This is a genomic window from Pandoraea thiooxydans, assembly GCF_001931675.1.
GTDB lineage: Bacteria > Pseudomonadota > Gammaproteobacteria > Burkholderiales > Burkholderiaceae > Pandoraea > Pandoraea thiooxydans.
Genome location: NZ_CP014839.1, coordinates 4,245,890 through 4,262,826, shown reverse-complemented (window position 1 = coordinate 4,262,826; position 16,937 = coordinate 4,245,890). Strand labels below are relative to the sequence as shown.

The 16,937-nt window shown below is 65.1% G+C and carries 14 protein-coding genes; 11 read left to right on the top strand and 3 right to left on the bottom strand.

The window, feature by feature from the left end; genetic code table 11:
* Positions 1-5 precede the first annotated feature (5 nt).
* On the top strand, positions 6-887 hold the full coding sequence (gene rsmI / locus PATSB16_RS19665) for a 16S rRNA (cytidine(1402)-2'-O)-methyltransferase (RefSeq protein ID WP_047215675.1): 882 nt from the start codon (positions 6-8) through the stop codon (positions 885-887).
* Between the two features lie 18 nt (positions 888-905).
* Here rsmI and PATSB16_RS19660 read toward each other — a convergent pair whose 3' ends face one another.
* The gene (locus PATSB16_RS19660) at positions 906-1,511 is read right to left on the bottom strand and encodes a septal ring lytic transglycosylase RlpA family protein (RefSeq protein WP_052892760.1); all 606 of its coding nucleotides are present in this window, start codon (positions 1,509-1,511) and stop codon (positions 906-908) included.
* A gap of 140 nt (positions 1,512-1,651) precedes the next feature.
* Here PATSB16_RS19660 and PATSB16_RS19655 point away from each other — a divergent pair, with 140 nt between their 5' ends.
* Positions 1,652-2,296 (top strand): MBL fold metallo-hydrolase, encoded by a 645-nt coding sequence (locus tag PATSB16_RS19655; RefSeq protein ID WP_047215674.1) that lies wholly within the window; start codon positions 1,652-1,654, stop codon positions 2,294-2,296.
* A gap of 8 nt (positions 2,297-2,304) precedes the next feature.
* A complete protein-coding gene (locus PATSB16_RS19650; protein ID WP_047215673.1) occupies positions 2,305-3,012 on the top strand; it encodes a 3'-5' exonuclease family protein in 708 nt (235 codons plus the stop codon).
* Positions 3,013-3,067: 55 nt separating this feature from the next.
* Here PATSB16_RS19650 and arsC read toward each other — a convergent pair whose 3' ends face one another.
* The gene (gene arsC, locus PATSB16_RS19645; RefSeq protein WP_047216783.1) at positions 3,068-3,424 is read right to left on the bottom strand and encodes an arsenate reductase (glutaredoxin); all 357 of its coding nucleotides are present in this window, start codon (positions 3,422-3,424) and stop codon (positions 3,068-3,070) included.
* Positions 3,425-3,603: 179 nt separating this feature from the next.
* Between arsC and PATSB16_RS19640 the strand changes: the two genes are divergently transcribed.
* The 5 genes from PATSB16_RS19640 to PATSB16_RS19620 all read left to right on the top strand — a co-directional run bounded on the left by PATSB16_RS19640 (position 3,604) and on the right by PATSB16_RS19620 (position 7,947).
* A complete protein-coding gene (locus tag PATSB16_RS19640) occupies positions 3,604-4,839 on the top strand; it encodes a dienelactone hydrolase family protein (RefSeq protein WP_047216782.1) in 1,236 nt (411 codons plus the stop codon).
* Positions 4,836-5,327, top strand: a complete 492-nt coding sequence (locus PATSB16_RS19635) for an energy transducer TonB family protein (protein WP_047215672.1) — start codon at positions 4,836-4,838, stop codon at positions 5,325-5,327. Before PATSB16_RS19640 ends, PATSB16_RS19635 begins: the two co-directional genes overlap by 4 nt.
* Positions 5,328-5,381: 54 nt before the next feature.
* On the top strand, positions 5,382-6,176 hold the full coding sequence (gene otnI, locus PATSB16_RS19630) for a 2-oxo-tetronate isomerase (RefSeq protein ID WP_047215671.1): 795 nt from the start codon (positions 5,382-5,384) through the stop codon (positions 6,174-6,176).
* A 344-nt stretch (positions 6,177-6,520) separates the two neighbouring features.
* Complete coding sequence (locus tag PATSB16_RS19625; RefSeq protein WP_047215670.1) at positions 6,521-6,985, top strand: CoA-binding protein; 465 nt, start codon at positions 6,521-6,523, stop codon at positions 6,983-6,985.
* A gap of 29 nt (positions 6,986-7,014) precedes the next feature.
* Positions 7,015-7,947: an alpha/beta hydrolase gene (locus PATSB16_RS19620; protein ID WP_047215669.1), complete on the top strand. Its 933-nt coding sequence runs from the start codon at positions 7,015-7,017 to the stop codon at positions 7,945-7,947.
* Positions 7,948-8,037: 90 nt separating this feature from the next.
* On the opposite strand, the gene PATSB16_RS19615 is transcribed toward PATSB16_RS19620, so the two are convergent.
* On the bottom strand, positions 8,038-8,832 hold the full coding sequence (locus PATSB16_RS19615) for a transporter substrate-binding domain-containing protein (protein WP_047215668.1): 795 nt from the start codon (positions 8,830-8,832) through the stop codon (positions 8,038-8,040).
* 109 nt (positions 8,833-8,941) lie between these two features.
* Between PATSB16_RS19615 and hemE the strand changes: the two genes are divergently transcribed.
* From hemE to putA, 3 genes are all read left to right on the top strand, one after another.
* Positions 8,942-10,012, top strand: a complete 1,071-nt coding sequence (gene hemE / locus PATSB16_RS19610; RefSeq protein WP_047215667.1) for a uroporphyrinogen decarboxylase — start codon at positions 8,942-8,944, stop codon at positions 10,010-10,012.
* Between the two features lie 400 nt (positions 10,013-10,412).
* A complete protein-coding gene (locus tag PATSB16_RS19605) occupies positions 10,413-12,680 on the top strand; it encodes a primosomal protein N' (RefSeq protein WP_156884517.1) in 2,268 nt (755 codons plus the stop codon).
* A gap of 198 nt (positions 12,681-12,878) precedes the next feature.
* A complete protein-coding gene (putA, locus tag PATSB16_RS19600; RefSeq protein WP_047215665.1) occupies positions 12,879-16,793 on the top strand; it encodes a trifunctional transcriptional regulator/proline dehydrogenase/L-glutamate gamma-semialdehyde dehydrogenase in 3,915 nt (1,304 codons plus the stop codon).
* Positions 16,794-16,937: the final 144 nt, after the last annotated feature.

The window sequence follows — 16,937 nt, the reverse complement described above, 5'->3', positions numbered from 1 at the left end:
GCCGCATGAGCGCCCTGCTTGCATTGGCGGACGATCAGCATTACCCGAGCGGCGCTCTGTACGTGGTCGCCACGCCCATCGGCAATACCGCCGATATCACGCTGCGAGCATTGCACGTATTGGGCATGGTCGACGCCGTGGCGGCGGAAGACACGCGCAACAGCGCGCATCTGCTGGCGCGCTACGGCCTGGAGAAAACCCTGCTGGCCGCCCACGAGCACAACGAGCGCAGCGCCGCCGAGAAAGTCATCGCACGTCTGCGCGCGGGCGAGCGTGTTGCCTACATTTCCGACGCCGGCACCCCAGGCATCTCCGATCCGGGCGCCCGGCTGGTCGAAGCCGTCAGGTCTGCCGGCCTCGAGGTCGTTCCGCTGCCGGGCCCGAGCGCCGCGATCACCGCCGTCAGTGTCGCCGGCGCCTGGGTCGAGGGCTTCACTTTCATCGGCTTTCTGCCGTCCAAGGCGGCGCAGCGCGTTGCCGCGCTGCAGGCGCTGGCGGCCCAACCGCAGTCGTTGGTGTTTTACGAAGCACCGCACCGCATCGTCGAGACCGTGGGCGCGTTGTGTCAAGTGCTCGGTGCGCAGCGCAGGATACTGATCGCCCGGGAATTGACCAAGCGCTTCGAGAGTCTGCATGAATGCGCGCTGGCGCAAGCCGTCGCATGGCTCGAAGCCGACGCCAACCGGCAGCGCGGTGAGTTTGTGTTGGTGGTTCAAGGTGCGCCGCCGGCCGCGTCGGACGCCCTGTCGCCGGAGGTCGAGCGCGTACTGGCGCTGGCGCTCGAAGCACTGCCAACCAAAGGGGCCGCCAAACTGGCCGCGGCAATTACCGGGGCGTCGAAGAACGCGCTGTATGAACGGGCGCTGGCGCTCAAGGGCGAGCGGTAACCGGTTGCCGCCCCCCGATCATTTGTCGGAGGACCCGTCGAGCGAAGCCTCCTGGTCCATGCGCAAGGCGATGACCTCGCTGTGCGTGAGCTTGCGGATTTCAACCTTGGCGACACCCCGCTTGGCGAAGCCGAGCTTCTTCGCGGCCGCGTATGAGAGATCGATGATGCGGTGCTTGCTGTAGGGACCGCGGTCGGTGATGCGCACCATCACCGCCTTATTGTTGCGCACGTTGCGCACCAGCACCCAACTCAGCAGCGGCAGCGTCGGATGCGCGGCGGTCATCGCGTGCATATTGAAACGCTCGCCGCTGGCGGTGCGGCGCTTGTTGAACGCTTTGCCGTACCACGATGCCATGCCCTCCTCGAAGAACGTGCCGACATCGGCGCGCAGATGGGCCGAGCCATCCTCGGGCACGCCGTCGGCATCGGCGGGCGAGGTACCGGGCCAGCCAAGGTCGAGCGGATGAAATGCGGTGGCAGACGTGTGCGCGGCATCATCCGACGACGACGGAGCTGCTTTGGAAGATGTCGGCGGTGAGGCGGGCGGGGAGGGTTCGAGCGGCGTAGTGCAGGCCGCAAGCAATGTGGCGGCCAGGCTGCCGATCGCGAACCGTTTGAGCATGTCGCGTATTCGCATGCCGGCGAGTTTATCACGGCTGAGACCGGCAACGGAAGTAAGTACATGCTGACTTATTTTGCAACGCAACAGGATGGCGCGGGCGATAGCGCTTTACAATGTCGCCATCGATACCGGCGCGTCCAATGAAAGTCATTCTGATCCCCGTTACCCCCTTCCAGCAGAACTGCTCCATCCTGCTTTGTGAAACCACCCGCCGAGCCGCGGTGGTCGATCCGGGCGGCGATCTCGATCTGATCGAGACAGAACTCGCCCGCCAGGGCGCCACGCTTGAGAAGATCTTGCTCACGCACGGCCACGTCGACCACTGCGCCGGCACCGGCGCGTTGGCAAGGCGCCACGACGTGCCGATCGAAGGCCCTCACCAAGACGACCAATTCTGGATCGATCAGCTCGAGGCCTCCTGCGCCCGCTTCGGTTTTCCCGCACCCGAGCCGCTGGCGCCCGATCGCTGGCTGAGCGATGGCGATACCGTACGCTTCGGCGAGCAAACGCTGGAGGTGCTGTACTGCCCCGGGCATACGCCGGGCCACGTGGTCTTTTTCCATCGCCCGACGCGGCTGGCGATCGTGGGCGACGTGCTGTTCGCAGGCTCGATCGGGCGCACCGATTTCCCGCGCGGCAACCACGCCGACCTGATTCGCTCGATTCGGGAAAAACTCTGGCCGCTGGGCGACGACGTCACTTTCGTGCCAGGCCACGGGCCGGTGTCCACTTTCGGCGAGCAACGCCGCACCAATCCCTTCGTGGCCGATACCCGTTTTGGCTGATGCCCTCCATGAACGAAAATCCTGAAATCTATGTCAGCACCGATGTCGAAGCCGACGGCCCTATCCCCGGCCCGCATTCGATGTTGAGTTTCGCCTCGGCCGCCTACACGGCCGACAAGCAGTTGATCGCAACCTTCAGCGCCAACCTCGAAACGCTGCCCGGCGCCGAGGGGCATCCCTTCACGATGAAATGGTGGAAGACCGAGCCCGAGGCGTGGGCTGCCTGCCGCCAGGATCTGCAGGCGCCGGAGACAGCGCTCAAGGCCTACGTCAAATGGGTCGACACCCTGCCCGGCAAACCGGTCTTCGTCGCCTATCCGGCGGGCTTCGACTTCACTTTCATGTTCTGGTACATGATGCGTTTTGCCGGTCGCTGTCCGTTCTCCTGGTCCGCGCTCGATATCAAAACGCTTGCCTTCGCCCTGACCGACCTGCCGTACCGCAAGAGCATCAAGCCCAACCTGCCAAAGCACTGGTTCGATCCGCTGCCGCATACCCATGTCGCGCTCGACGATGCCATCGAGCAGGGTGCGCTGTTTTGCAACATGCTGGCCGAACTCAAGGCGCGTCGTGCCGTGCTGGCCGAAGCTCCGGAAGCCGGCGCGGGTTCAGCAGACGGCGTCGGTGCCGGCGAGCCGGCCGCTGAAAATGCCGGAGACGAAGAAGGCAGTGTCGCATCGCTGCCCGAGCACAGCGGGCCGGCGGGACAGCGCTAAGCGCTGAACCATCGCATGCGCGGGCCGGCCGACACAACGCCCGGATCGGCGCACCTCAGAGAATTTCCTCCACCTTTTGCGGCGGACGCGCAATCACGGCCCGCTCACCTCGCACGACGATCGGCCGCTGCAACAGTTTCGGATGCTCGGCCACCGCGCTCAGCAAGGCGGTATCGTCCAGCGACGGGTCGTCCAGCCCCAACGCCTGGTACTCCGGTTCGCCATCGCGCAGCATTGCCCGGGCGCTTACGCCGAGCTGCTTTTGCAGCACCTGCAATTGCGCCAGCGTCGGCGGCGTTTTCAGATATTCGATCACTTGCACGGTCTCGCCCGAGGCGGCCGCCGATTGCGCCAATAGATCGCATGCGCCACGCGACTTCGAGCAGCGCGGATTGTGGTAAATCGTAATCATGTCATTCCCGGTATCGGCCCGAATGGGCAACAGATTTCCCTCGCATTTTATCGGCATGCCCGGCTCGTCGTCGTGCTATCTTGAAAGAGACTTTGCTGCGGAGTCCGTATGGCCTGCCGGTCGTCGAGCCTCACAGGCCCGCGCGGATCCGTTTTATCGACATCCCCAAGGAGGGCAGCATGGCGGGTAGCTATATCAACGTTCCCAGCGCACAAGGACAGGAGTTCCGCGCTTATCTGGCCGTGCCGCCCGACGGCCGCGGCCCTGGCATCGTCCTGTGCCAGGAGATTTTCGGCGTCAACCAGACCATGCGCGATCTCGCCGACCTCTATGCCGAGGAAGGCTACGTCGTGCTGGTACCCGACCTGTTTTGGCGCCAGGAACCCAACATCGAGCTCGGCTACACCGCGGGCGATTGGCAAAAGGCTTTCGCCCTGCTGCAGGCGTTCGACGTCGACAAGGGCATGGAGGATATTGCCGCCACCCTGGCGGTGTTGCGCGAGCGCAAGGAGTTTGCCGGCAAGGCGGGCGTGCTTGGATTCTGCCTGGGCGGCAAGCTCGCGATGCTGGCGGCGTGCCGCACCGACGCGGACGTAGCCGTCGGCTATTACGGCGTGGGGCTGGAAAAGCATCTGGAGGAAATCGGCAATATCAAGTCGCGCCTGGTGCTGCACTTCGCCGCCGACGACAAGTATTGCCCGGCCGAGACGCGCGGCAAGATCATCGATGCATTTGCGCAAACGCCCAATGCCGAGATGTACGTCTACCCCGGCGTCGACCACGCCTTTGCGCGCCCCGGCGGCGACCACTTCGACAAACCCGCTGCCACGCTGGCGCATCAACGCTCGATTGCCGCCCTGCGGCGCGAAATCGGCCCTTACTTCGATTTTCCGTCGCTGTGGGAGGCGCACTGCGCGCTGGAGTTCGAGTCGCGCGAGGTCGAGCCGTTGATGAAAACCATGGTCGACGAGCCCTATGTCAATCACATCCCCACCATGACCGGCGGGGTCGGTCATAAACAACTCAAGCGCTTCTACCAGTACCATTTCGTCAACGCCAATCCGCCCGACACAAAACTGATTCCGATATCGCGCACGGTTGGCGCCAACCAGCTGGTCGACGAAATGCTGTTCTGCTTCACGCATACCTGCGAAATCGACTGGATGCTGCCGGGCGTCGCGCCGACCGGGCGACGCGTGCAGATTCCGCTGGTCGCCATCGTCAAGTTCCGCGGCGACAAGCTGTATCACGAGCACATTTACTGGGATCAGGCCAGCGTACTGGTGCAGATCGGCCTGCTCGAGCCCACCGGCTTGCCGGTTGCGGGCATCGATACGGCGCGCAAGCTGCTCGACGAAAATTTGCCGTCCAACACGCTGATGCCGAATTGGCGCACAAGCGAGGGTAAGGAATGAGTACCACTTGCGCATCGCAGCAAACCCGGTGGCGCGCAGGCGGCGGCTGGTTGCTGCTGGCGCTCGCGCTGCTGCTCGGCGGCTGCGCAATCTCCGAAAAGCACCCCGGCCCGCTGGTTCTTGGCGCGCCGTCCAACCCGGCCCTGGAGAGCTACAAGGTGTCGCTGGCCAAGTACATCACGCGGGTCGATGCGCGCATGATTACACCGGGCCGGCCGCAAGCGCTGTTGCGCTCGGTAGTGACACTCGAATACGCGGTCGACCGGCGCGGGTACCTCACGGGTGTGCGATTATTTCGCGACAACGGCGATCGGGCCGCCGATGCCACGGCGCTGATGAGCTTGCGGCGCGCCTCGCCATTTCCGGCACCGAGCCGAACCCTGCTCGATAGCAGCGGCCACGTGCACATCGTCGAGACGTGGCTGTTCAATAACGACGGACGATTCCAGCTGCGCAGCGTCGCCGCGGCGCAAATCGGTGACGAGTAGCATCCCTTGAACGCGTGCCGACGGTGGCGCGCATTTCGTTACATGGAGTGTGTCATGCCCCGCTTTGCCGCCAACCTGACGCTCATGTATCAAGAGCACCCTTTTCTCGAGCGCTTCGGCGCTGCGGCCGCCGATGGCTTTCAGGGTGTCGAATGCCTGTTCCCGTATGAAGCGCCGGCTGCCGAGGTACGCGCGCAGCTCGATGCGCATCGCTTGACCCAAGTGTTGTTCAACACGCCCGCCGGCGATTGGGCAGCGGGCGAACGAGGCCTGGCTGCCGTGCCGGGACGCGAAGCGGAGTTCCGGGACGGACTGGAACGCGCCCTGGACTATGCCGACACGCTTGGTTGCCGGCAACTGCACGTGATGGCCGGCATCGTCGGCGCCGGACAGACCATCGCCGCATGCGAGGCCAGCTACATCGCCAACCTCACGCATGCGGCACAGCAAGCCGCAGCCCGTGGCATCACCATCCTGATCGAACCCATCAACACCCGCGACATGCCCGGCTATTTTCTGAATCGCCAGGATCACGCCCACGCCATATGCCTGCGCGTCGGCGCGGCCAATCTGCGCGTGCAGTGCGATCTCTATCACTGCCAGATCGTCGAGGGCGACCTGGCAGTCAAGTTGCGGCAATATCTGCCTGGCATCGGGCACATCCAGATTGCCGGCGTGCCCGCGCGCCACGAACCGGATACAGGCGAAATCAATTACCCGTTCCTGTTCAGGTTGATCGATGAATTGGGCTACACCGGCTGGATCGGTTGCGAATATCGGCCGCAGGGCCAGACGCGTGCGGGCCTCGGCTGGCTCAAGCCATGGCTGCGTGCCACTTGCAAAGCGTGAAGACAAAAAAAATGGCGGGGCATATGCCCGCCAAAACCACACGCTACGGGGTTAGCGCGAGGAGACCAGATTGGGTAGCCATATCGGTGAGCATGAGAACGCATCGGGGGAAACGCTTGCTCGATATGGCATCGCTGCCAAACGCTCGGGGGAATGTGCAACAGCGATGGAAGGATTGTGGTACAAAGCCCCTCATGCAGGGGTAACAAAGTGTTTCAGGATGTAACCTCCATGCCTGTCTCGAGAGCCCCGCGGAGCTTGCGTGGCGGTGCGCCGGCTCAGTCAGGCGCCTGCGCGCAAAGCCGTGTTAGTTTGAAGCGATAATCATCCCGACCTTGTTTTCGATGAGCGACACCGACAATCTCTCACGCATTCCCGAGATCCTTGCACGCGATCGGGTGATCGCGGTGGTTGGACTCTCACCGCGCCCCGATCGCGCCAGCTATACCACCAGCCGTTATATGCAGGCGCACGGCTACCGGATCGTGCCGGTCAATCCGCAGGCGGTCGACCTGCCCGGCGGCATTCTCGGCGAAACCTGCTACGCGAGCTTGCGAGACGCGGCGCAAGCGATGCGCGCGCAGGGCCAGACGATCGACATGGTCAACTGCTTCCGTCGCTCGGAAGATATTCCGCCGATTGCCGCGCAGGCCATCGCCATCGGTGCGCGCAGCCTGTGGATGCAGCTGGGCATCGAACATCCGCAGGCCGCCGCGCAGGCCCGCGCCGCCGGGCTGGATGTCGTGATGGACCGGTGCGTAAAGATCGAACATGCGCGCTGGCAAGCCGAATTGACATCGCCCCACTGAATCTGCCGCTTAACCGAAGAGTCCGCCCGATGAGCATTGACGCCGATCTTGCCGCCTACTACGCCCGCATCGCACAGCAGTACGCGCCGCTGCCGGACCCGAACGACGCCGTGGCGCGCCGCCAGCGCTTTGCCGAGTTGTCCAGTCAAGCCCCGCAGCCGCAGTTGCCGCACATCCAGATCACCGAGATGACGATACCGCTGCCCGGACGCACCCTGCGCGCGCGGCTCTACCGGCCGGCCCGAAAGCGCCCGCCGCTGCTGGTTTATTTTCACGGTGGCGGCTGGGTCGTGGGCGATGTCGACACCCATCACTCGCTGTGCGCCCTGGCCGCGGCCGACGCCGACGTGGCCGTGATCAGCGTCGACTATCGATTGGCCCCGGAGCATCCGTTCCCGGCGCCGTGCGACGACGCTCACGCTGCGCTGCTGTGGTGCGCCGAGCAGCGTGTGCGGCTGGGGCTCGCGAGCGACGCGCTGGTGGCCGGCGGCGACAGCGCGGGCGGCCATCTCGCGGCCCAGGCCTGCGCCTCGGTCAACGCTGCCGTGCCCGGCCTGGTGACTCACCAATGGCTGATCTACCCGGTCGCCCGACCGTATCTCGACACGCCCAGCTACATTGCCCATGCCAATGGCATCGGCCTCTCGCGCGAAGACATGCGCTGGTATTGGGAGAAATTCCTGGATGGCGCGCAGGCGCCGCAAGACGATACCCGGGTCGACCTGCTCGCGGCGCCGCCCAGCCACGTATTACCGCCGACCATCGTGTTGGTCGCCGAGCATGACCCGCTGCATGACGACGGCGTCGCCTACGCGCACTTCGTCGAGCAACACGGGGGGAGAGCGGAATTGATCAAGGCGCACGGCATGACGCATGGCTTCGCGCGCCTGCAGTCGCTGTCCCCGGCCGGGCGCCGCGCCATGCAAGATGCCGCCGCCCGGTTGCGGCACTGGCTCGCCTGACAACGAAAAAGGCGGCAAGACATCTCGTCTGCCGCCTTTGCCGCGCTGCGCGGCTATCCACTAGCCACGATCCGCAGACTCAGGGCCTCATCACTTCAGCCACTTGTCGACCACCTTCTGATAGGCGCCGGTGGCCTTGGTCAGGTGCAGCCATTGGTCGACATAAGCGCGGAACACGTTGTCGCCCATCGGCAGCATGTAAGCCTTCTCGCCGTACTGCAGCGGCTTGCCCGGATTGACCGGGCACAGCGTCGGATGCAGCTTGTGCTGCAGCAGCGTCTCGGACGTATCGGTCACCATCACGTCGGCTTTACCCTTGACGATCTGGTCGAAAATCGTGACGTTGTCCGGGTATTCGATCAAATGCGCCTTGCTCAGATAGGCGCGGGCAAATTTCTCGTTGGTGCCGCCCGGGTTGAAGATGGCGCGCACGCTCGGGCGATCCAGTTGCGCCAGCGTCTGGTATTTCTTCACATCAGCGCAGCGCGCGATCGGCGACTTGCCGTCGACCATCACCACATGACTGAAATAAACGCGCTTGGCACGCTCGAGCGACACCGAGATGCCACCCACCGCGACGTCGCACTTGTCGGCCAGGAAGTCGCTCATCAGATGCGGCCAGGTGGTTTTCACGAAATCGGCCTTGACGCCCAGCGACGCCGCCAGCGACTTCGCCAGATCGATATCGATTCCCTCGAATTGGCCATCGGGACGCAAAAACGTATAGGGCTTGTAATCGCCCGTGGTGCAAACACGCAGCGTGCCGCTCTTGATGACCGCATCGAGCCGCGAGTTCCCGACACTCGCCGGCGCCTGCGCCTGCGACACACTGCAAAAAGCGCCAAGCAACATCGACAGCGCCACGGCAATCCAACGACTTTTCATTGTTGTCTCCTCGTCGAACATATGGAAAGTCAAATACTACGCTAGCGTTCGCCCTTTGGGCATGGTTAGGTAGAATGCATCATTGCCCCACACCGGAAGCCAGACCGCCGTGCCCGCCACCCTGCAAAACGACACATTCCTGCGCGCGCTGCTGCGCCAACCCACCGATTACACGCCGATCTGGCTGATGCGCCAGGCCGGCCGCTATCTGCCCGAATACAATGCGACGCGCGCGCGCGCCGGCAGCTTCCTCGGGCTGGCGAAAAACCCCGCCTACGCCACCGAGGTGACGCTGCAGCCGCTCGAGCGCTTCCCGCTGGACGCGGCCATCCTGTTCTCCGACATCCTGACGATTCCCGACGCCATGGGGCTCGGCTTGTCGTTCGAGACCGGCGAGGGGCCCCGCTTCGCGCACCCGCTGCGCGACGAGGCCGCCATCGCCAGCCTTGCCGTGCCCGACATGGCGTCGTTGCGCTACGTGTTCGACGCGGTGACGCAGATCCGCTCGGCCCTGAACGGCCGAGTGCCCCTGATCGGCTTCTCCGGAAGCCCATGGACACTCGCCTGCTATATGGTCGAGGGCGGCGGATCGGCGGATTTTCGAACCGTCAAAACGATGATGTACCAGCGCCCCGATCTGCTGACGCGCATCCTCGACATCAATACCGAGGCTGTCGCCCAGTATCTGAATGCACAGATCGAGGCCGGCGCGCAGGCGGTGATGATTTTCGATACCTGGGGCGGCACGCTGGCCGATGGCCTTTACCAGCGTTTCTCGCTGGCGGCCATGACTCGCGCGCTGGCGAAGATCAAACGCGAACACGACGGCGCCCGAATTCCGCAGATCGTTTTCACCAAGGGTGGCGGTCAATGGCTCGAGGCAATCGCCGAGAGCGGCGCCGACGCCGTCGGCCTGGACTGGACCGTCGATCTGGCCGCCGCGCGCCAACGTATCGGCGTACGCTGCGCGCTGCAGGGCAACCTCGACCCGACGGCTCTATTTGCTTCGCCGCAAGCCATCCGCAGTGAGGCGCGCCGACTGCTCGACGCCTACGGCAACCATCCGGGCCACGTGTTCAATCTGGGGCATGGCATTTCCCAGTTCACCGAGCCCGATCATGTCGCCGTCCTGGTCGACGAGGTTCACGCGTACAGCCGAAAGGTGCGTCAAATCAAGTAAATTCGACCGACACGAAAGCGTCATGCGGCCTGTGCGGCCGCTACGCCCCAGTAGGCTCGGCCGAGTCGGCAAGACGCAAAAGTCAAGGAGAAAAATTGAAAAACCCCTTAAAAAATGACCTGGCAAGACTTGACTTATGCACAAAATGCTCGCTGCATCGCGACAAAAGCCACCACTCCCGTGGATGGCCCCATCATTCGTTATAACTTACTGATTAAAAATAAGAATTAGCCTGTTCACATGCGAAGTATTTTGCCGAGCTGAACCTCGGCCAGTGATTCAGCCGTCTGCCGTCTGCAGGTTTTCAACATAGTTATCCACAGGTTTGCCCCGAACCATGAAAGCGTCTATGAATCCTCGGTTTATGGCGAATTCTGAGGTTTTACTTTAAGTTTTGCCCGTGCCTCCAGACCTATTCGCGCGTGTCGCGCTCGACACGCCGTTGACCACGCTGTTCGACTACCGCGTCCAATATACGGGGCACGGCGAGCCGCCCATCGTCCCCGGCCAACTGGTGCAGGTGCCGTTCGGACGCCGCCAGGTGGTTGGCGTGGTATGGGAGATGACGCAGCGCAGCGAAGTACCGTCGCAAAAAATCAGATCCCTGGAAATCGCGTGGCGGGAGCTGCCGCCTTTGCCGGCGGACTGGCGCGCGCTCATGGAATTCGCCGCACGCTACTACCAGCGCGCGCTGGGCGAGGTCGCCCTGCCCGCGTTGCCGACCCATTTGCGCAGCGCCGCCCGATGGCCACGCCTGCTGGCCGAGCGCGGCGCCCGGCATTTTCGGCTCGACCCGCGCGGCGAGTCGGCGCTGCTGGCGAGTCTGCCAGCCCGCGCCAAAGCCCGGCGCCGGCTGGCTGAAGGACTTTGCGCCGCCGGCACGCTCGATGCCGACGAAGCCCGCGCCCTGTGCGCACAAGCGCCGGAACTGCTGCACCAGTGGGCCGCGCAGGGCTGGGTAATCGTCGAAAACACCGACGCCGATGACTACGCCGACGCAGCCGCGCCGCTCGAAGTAGCCGCCGCACCGCGCCTGACCGACGAGCAACAAGCCGCCTTCGAGGCAATCGATGCTGCGCTGCGCCGGGAAGACGCCGCGCCGGCGCCGTTCCTGCTTCACGGCGTGACCGGCAGCGGCAAAACCGAGGTTTACCTGCACGCGGTTGCCGCGGCGCTCCTGCATCCCGGCGCCCAGGTGTTGGTTCTGGTCCCCGAAATCAATCTCACACCGCAACTGGAACAAGTCTTTCGCCGACGCTTTCCCAAGGAAACCCTGGCCACGCTGCACAGCGGCCTGGCCGAGGGGGAACGCGCCCGCCACTGGCTCGCCGCCCATCGCGGGCGGGCTCGCATCGTGCTCGGCACGCGGCTGGCGGTCTTGGCCTCGCTGCCGCACCTGCGCCTGATCGTGGTCGACGAGGAGCACGATCCGTCCTACAAACAGCAGGAGAGCCTGCGCTACTCCGCTCGTGATCTGGCGGTATGGCGCGCGCACCAGCGCGGCATCCCGATCGTGCTGGGCTCGGCCACGCCCTCGCTGGACAGTTGGCGCCGCGCCCAGCAAGGCCGCTACCGCCTGCTCACGCTGCGCGAGCGGGCCTCGCCCGACGCGGTGCTGCCCGAAGTCCGGCTGATCGATCTGCAGCGCGAGGGCCAGGCGCAGCGCGCCCTCGAAGACGGTCTGGCCCAACCGCTGCTGGGTGCGGTCGCCCAGCGGCTGGCGCGCGGCCAGCAAAGCCTGCTGTTTCTGAACCGGCGCGGCTACGCCCCGGTGCTGGCATGCGACGCTTGCGGCTGGATCAGCGGCTGCCCGCGCTGCAGCGCGCATCTGGTGCTGCATAAAAGCGAGCGGCGCCTGCGCTGTCATCACTGCGGCCTGGAGGCAGCCATTCCGCGCGCTTGCCCGGATTGCGGCAATCTCGATCTGGCGCCGCTCGGGCGCGGCACGCAGCGCATCGAGGAGACGCTCGCAAGGCGCTTTCCGAACGCCCGTATCGCCCGCATCGACGCCGACAGTACCCGCCGCAAAGGCAGCGCGCAGGCACTGTTCGACGAAGTGCATGCCGGCGCGATCGACATCCTGGTGGGTACGCAGATGGTGGCCAAGGGGCACGATTTTCGCAATGTCACGCTGGTGGGCGTGATCAACGCCGACGCCGCCCTGTTTTCGCACGATTTTCGCGCCGGCGAGCGCCTGTTCTCCCAATTGATGCAGGTCAGCGGCCGCGCCGGCCGCGCCGGCCAGCCGGGCGAAGTCCTGATCCAGACACGCTACGCCGATCATCCGCTGTATGCCGCGCTCCTGCGGCACGACTACGCGGGTTTTGCCGCCGGCCAACTGGCCGAGCGTGAACAGGCCAGCCTGCCGCCCTTCACGCACCAGGCGCTGCTGCGCGCCGAAGCGCGCGCGCTGGCCGTCGCACTGGAGTTTCTGCAAACCGCCCGCGACCTGGGCCAAACGCCGGAACTCGCCTCGGCGCAGGTCACGCTCTACGATCCGGTGCCGATGACACTGGTGCGCGTGGCCAACAGCGAGCGCGCGCAATTGCTGGTGGAGAGCCCGTCGCGGCCGGCCTTGCAGCAATTCCTGAGCGGCTGGGTCGCCCGCCTCAGGGACACCAAAACGGCCGCCCGCTGGTATCTGGAAGTCGACCCGCTCGACATCTGACCATCTGCGCATCGGCCGGGTGCACCGCGCCGCACCCGGCGCAACCCGGGGAGGTCGATCCCGTTGCACCGGAAAAGGTACAACCCATCCAAAAATGCGGTTGCACCCCACTTTAAAGCACGGTACGATTCGAGCAGTTCCCACTCACCCCATAATCCGGCCGCCGATCGGCGGTCAGGGATTTCGCAGGTGCTTCTCATGGCAAATACCACGCTCGGCGTCAAGGTTGACGAAAACTTGCGCGGCCGGCTCAAGGCCGCCGCGCAGCTCATCGAACGCACTCCGCACTGGCTGATCAAGCAGGCCATTTTCGCGTATCTGGAAAAGATCGAGAGCGGCACGCTGCCCCCGGAGCTGCAATCGGCGCGACCGGGTAGCACCGAGGTCGTCGATTCGTCGACGCCCGATGACGAGAGCACCGTGCAGCCGTTTCTCGAGTTCGCCCAAAACGTGCAGCCGCAATCGGTGCTGCGCGCGGCCATCACAGCCGCGTATCGGCGCCCGGAACCCGAGTGCGTGCCGGTGCTGATCGGTCAGGCCAAGTTGCCCGCCGCGCTCGCCGATACGACCCAGGCGCTCGCACGCAAGCTGGTCGAGGCGCTGCGCGGCAAGCGCACCGGCGGCGGCGTGGAAGGTCTGATCCATGAGTTTTCGCTGTCGAGCCAGGAAGGCGTGGCACTGATGTGCCTGGCCGAAGCGCTGCTGCGCATCCCCGACAAAGCGACGCGCGACGCGCTGATCCGCGACAAGATCAGCAAGGGCGATTGGCAGTCCCATATGGGCCACTCGCCGTCGATGTTCGTCAATGCCGCGACCTGGGGCCTGATGATCACCGGCAAACTGGTCACCACGACCAGCGAAGCCAGCCTCTCGACGGCGCTCACCCGCATGATCGGCAAGGGCGGCGAGCCGCTGATCCGCAAGGGCGTCGACATGGCCATGCGCCTCATGGGCGAGCAGTTCGTCACCGGCGAGACCATCTCCGAAGCACTCGCCAACAGCCGCAAGTTCGAAGCCCAGGGCTTTCGCTACTCCTACGACATGCTGGGCGAGGCGGCCACTACCGAGGAAGACGCACAGCGCTACTACGCATCCTACGAGCAGGCGATCCAGGCGATCGGCAAGGCCTCGGCCGGCCGGGGCATCTATGAGGGCCCGGGTATTTCGATCAAGCTCTCGGCACTGCACCCGCGCTATTCCCGCGCCCAGCAAGACCGCGTGATGGTCGAACTGCTGCCGCGCGTGCAGGCGCTGGCCCGGCTGGCCCGGCAGTTCGACATCGGCCTGAACATCGATGCCGAAGAGGCCGACCGTCTCGAAATTTCGCTCGACCTGCTCGAGGCGCTGTGTTTCGATCCGGAGCTGGCCGGCTGGAACGGCATCGGCTTCGTCATTCAGGCCTACCAGAAACGCGCGCCGTTCGTGATCGATTACGTGATCGATCTGGCCCGCCGCAGCCGCCATCGCCTGATGGTCCGCCTGGTCAAGGGCGCTTATTGGGATACCGAGATCAAGCGCGCCCAGGTCGAGGGTCTGGAAGGCTACCCGGTCTATACCCGCAAGATCTACACGGACGTCTCCTACTTGGCGTGCGCCAAAAAGCTGCTGAGCGTGCCCGACGCGATTTATCCGCAGTTCGCCACGCACAATGCTCACACACTGTCGGCCATTTACCACCTTGCCGGGCAAAATTACTATCCCGGCCAGTATGAATTCCAGTGCCTGCACGGCATGGGCGAGCCGCTGTATGAAGAAGTGGTCGGCCCGGTGGCCAACGGCAAGCTGAATCGGCCGTGCCGCATCTACGCGCCGGTCGGCACCCACGAAACGCTGCTCGCCTATCTGGTGCGCCGCCTGCTCGAAAACGGCGCCAACACGTCGTTCGTCAACCGCATCGCGGACAAGTCCGTGAGCCTCGATGATCTGGTGGCCAATCCCATTGTCGAGGCGGAAAAAATTTCGCCGCTGGGCGCTCCGCACACCAAGATTCCGTTGCCGCGCGATCTTTACGGGCGCGAGCGGCCCAACTCGGCCGGCATCGACCTGTCCAACGAGCATCGCCTGGCGTCACTCTCCTCGGCGCTGCTGGCCAGTGCCGGCACCGCCTGGCGTGCGGCGCCGCTGCTGGCCGACGGCGAGCGCACCGAAGGGGTCGTGCGCGAAGTGCGCAATCCGGCCGATCTTCACGACGTGGTCGGCCAGGTGATCGACGCCGGCGCCGCCGACGTCGATGCAGCGCTGGCGCAGGCGGTCGCCACCGCGCCGATCTGGCAAGCCACCCCCGTGGGCGAGCGCGCCGAATGCCTGCTGCGCGCCGCCGACCTGCTCGAGGCCCACATGCCGACGCTGATGGGCCTGGTGATCCGCGAGGCCGGCAAATCGCTGCCCAACGCGGTCGCCGAAGTACGCGAAGCGGTCGATTTCCTGCGCTACTACGCAGCGCAAATCGGGCGCGGCTTCTCCAACGACCTGCATCGCCCGCTGGGCCCGGTGGTCTGCATCAGTCCGTGGAATTTCCCGCTGGCGATTTTCACCGGCCAGGTAGCAGCCGCGCTGGCTGCCGGCAATCCCGTGCTGGCCAAACCCGCCGAACAGACCTCGCTGATCGCTGCCGAAGCCGTGCGCCTGCTGCATGCGGCCGGCGTGCCGGCCGGTGCGGTGCAACTGCTGCCCGGCAACGGCGAGACGGTAGGCGCCGCGCTGGTCGCCGACCCCCGCACCAAGGCGGTGATGTTCACCGGCTCGACGGAAGTGGCGCGCCTCATCGCGCGTACCCTGGCCGACCGGCTCGATGCCAATGGTCGGCCGATCCCGTTGATCGCCGAGACGGGCGGGCAGAATGCCATGATCGTCGATTCCTCCGCCCTGCCCGAACAAGTCGTCTATGACGTGCTTGCCTCGGCGTTCGACTCGGCCGGCCAGCGCTGCTCCGCGCTGCGCGTGCTGTGCCTGCAGGACGACATCGCCGAGCGCACCCTGCATATGCTCAAGGGCGCGATGCAGGAGCTGACGATCGGCAACCCCGATCATCTGTCGGTCGACGTCGGCCCGGTCATCGACGCAGAAGCCCAGGCCAATATCGAACGTCACATCGAGGCGATGCGCAGCAAGGGTTTCAAGATCCATCAGTTGACGCTGCCCGAGCGTTGCCGGCGCGGCACTTTCGTGCCGCCAACCCTGATCGAAATCGACAGCCTGACATCGTTGCAACGCGAAGTGTTCGGTCCGGTCCTGCATGTGGTGCGCTACGCGCGAACCGATCTGGATCGACTGCTCGACGATATCAACGGCACGGGTTACGGCCTGACGTTCGGCGTCCATACGCGCATCGACGAGACTATCGCCTACGTCACCGAACGCGCGAAAGTAGGCAATATTTACGTTAATCGCAACGTCATCGGCGCGGTTGTCGGCGTGCAGCCGTTCGGCGGCGAGGGCCTCTCGGGCACCGGTCCCAAGGCTGGCGGCCCGCTCTACCTGCCGCGCCTGCTGGCGACCTGCCCGGCGTCGCTGCCGCCCGAATTCACACGCAACGAGCCGGCGCTCGCACCGCTGGCCGAGTATCGCGAATGGCTTGCCGCGCAAGGTGCGAAGGATGCGATCGAGCGTTGCGAACGCTATCTGGCGACGTCGCCGCTGGACGCCACCGCCGTGCTGCCCGGCCCGACCGGAGAGCGCAACACCTACGGTTTGGAGCCCCGCGGACAAGTCCTGTGCGTGGCCAGCTCGCCGCTGGGCGCGCAAACCCAGCTGGCCGCCGTGCTGGCAACCGGCAACCGCGCAATCTTCACGGCGCGGCCGGCCGCCAAGAGCCTGTTCGACACCTTGCCCAAAGCGTTCAAGGCGCGCGTCAGCATGCTGCCCGACGACGCCGATGCGGGCGCTGTAGCCGAACTCGCGGCCGTGTTGTTCGAGGGCGACAGCGATGAGCTGCGCGACCTCAGCCGCGCAGTCGCGCAACGCAGCGGGCCGATCCTGTCGGTGCAGGGCCTGGCGCCGGAGGCTCTGGCCGCCGGGGAAGACTACCTGCTCGAACGGCTGCTCACCGAGCGCTCGGTGAGCGTGAACACTGCCGCGGCCGGCGGCAATGCAAGCCTGATGACGATCGGCTGAACATCTTCGGGCACTCGCAAGGCACGCGGGCGGCCTCCCATGGGGGCTCGCCCGCGTGTTTTTTGCATGCCTCGTCCACCAGGGGTCAGATCGATCCGGCGTATCATGCGCATTCCGTATCGGCTCGCCGTAAGTCGAGCACGC

Coding starts and splice junctions, on each gene's coding strand:
- PATSB16_RS19625 (WP_047215670.1), top strand. CDS start 6,521: ATGAGCGACACCGACAATCTCTCACGCATTCCCGAGATCCTTGCACGC.
- rsmI (WP_047215675.1), top strand. CDS start 6: ATGAGCGCCCTGCTTGCATTGGCGGACGATCAGCATTACCCGAGCGGC.
- PATSB16_RS19650 (WP_047215673.1), top strand. CDS start 2,305: ATGAACGAAAATCCTGAAATCTATGTCAGCACCGATGTCGAAGCCGAC.
- PATSB16_RS19615 (WP_047215668.1), bottom strand. CDS start 8,832: ATGAAAAGTCGTTGGATTGCCGTGGCGCTGTCGATGTTGCTTGGCGCT.
- PATSB16_RS19635 (WP_047215672.1), top strand. CDS start 4,836: ATGAGTACCACTTGCGCATCGCAGCAAACCCGGTGGCGCGCAGGCGGC.
- putA (WP_047215665.1), top strand. CDS start 12,879: ATGGCAAATACCACGCTCGGCGTCAAGGTTGACGAAAACTTGCGCGGC.
- arsC (WP_047216783.1), bottom strand. CDS start 3,424: ATGATTACGATTTACCACAATCCGCGCTGCTCGAAGTCGCGTGGCGCA.
- PATSB16_RS19660 (WP_052892760.1), bottom strand. CDS start 1,511: ATGCTCAAACGGTTCGCGATCGGCAGCCTGGCCGCCACATTGCTTGCG.
- PATSB16_RS19655 (WP_047215674.1), top strand. CDS start 1,652: ATGAAAGTCATTCTGATCCCCGTTACCCCCTTCCAGCAGAACTGCTCC.
- PATSB16_RS19640 (WP_047216782.1), top strand. CDS start 3,604: ATGGCGGGTAGCTATATCAACGTTCCCAGCGCACAAGGACAGGAGTTC.
- otnI (WP_047215671.1), top strand. CDS start 5,382: ATGCCCCGCTTTGCCGCCAACCTGACGCTCATGTATCAAGAGCACCCT.
- PATSB16_RS19620 (WP_047215669.1), top strand. CDS start 7,015: ATGAGCATTGACGCCGATCTTGCCGCCTACTACGCCCGCATCGCACAG.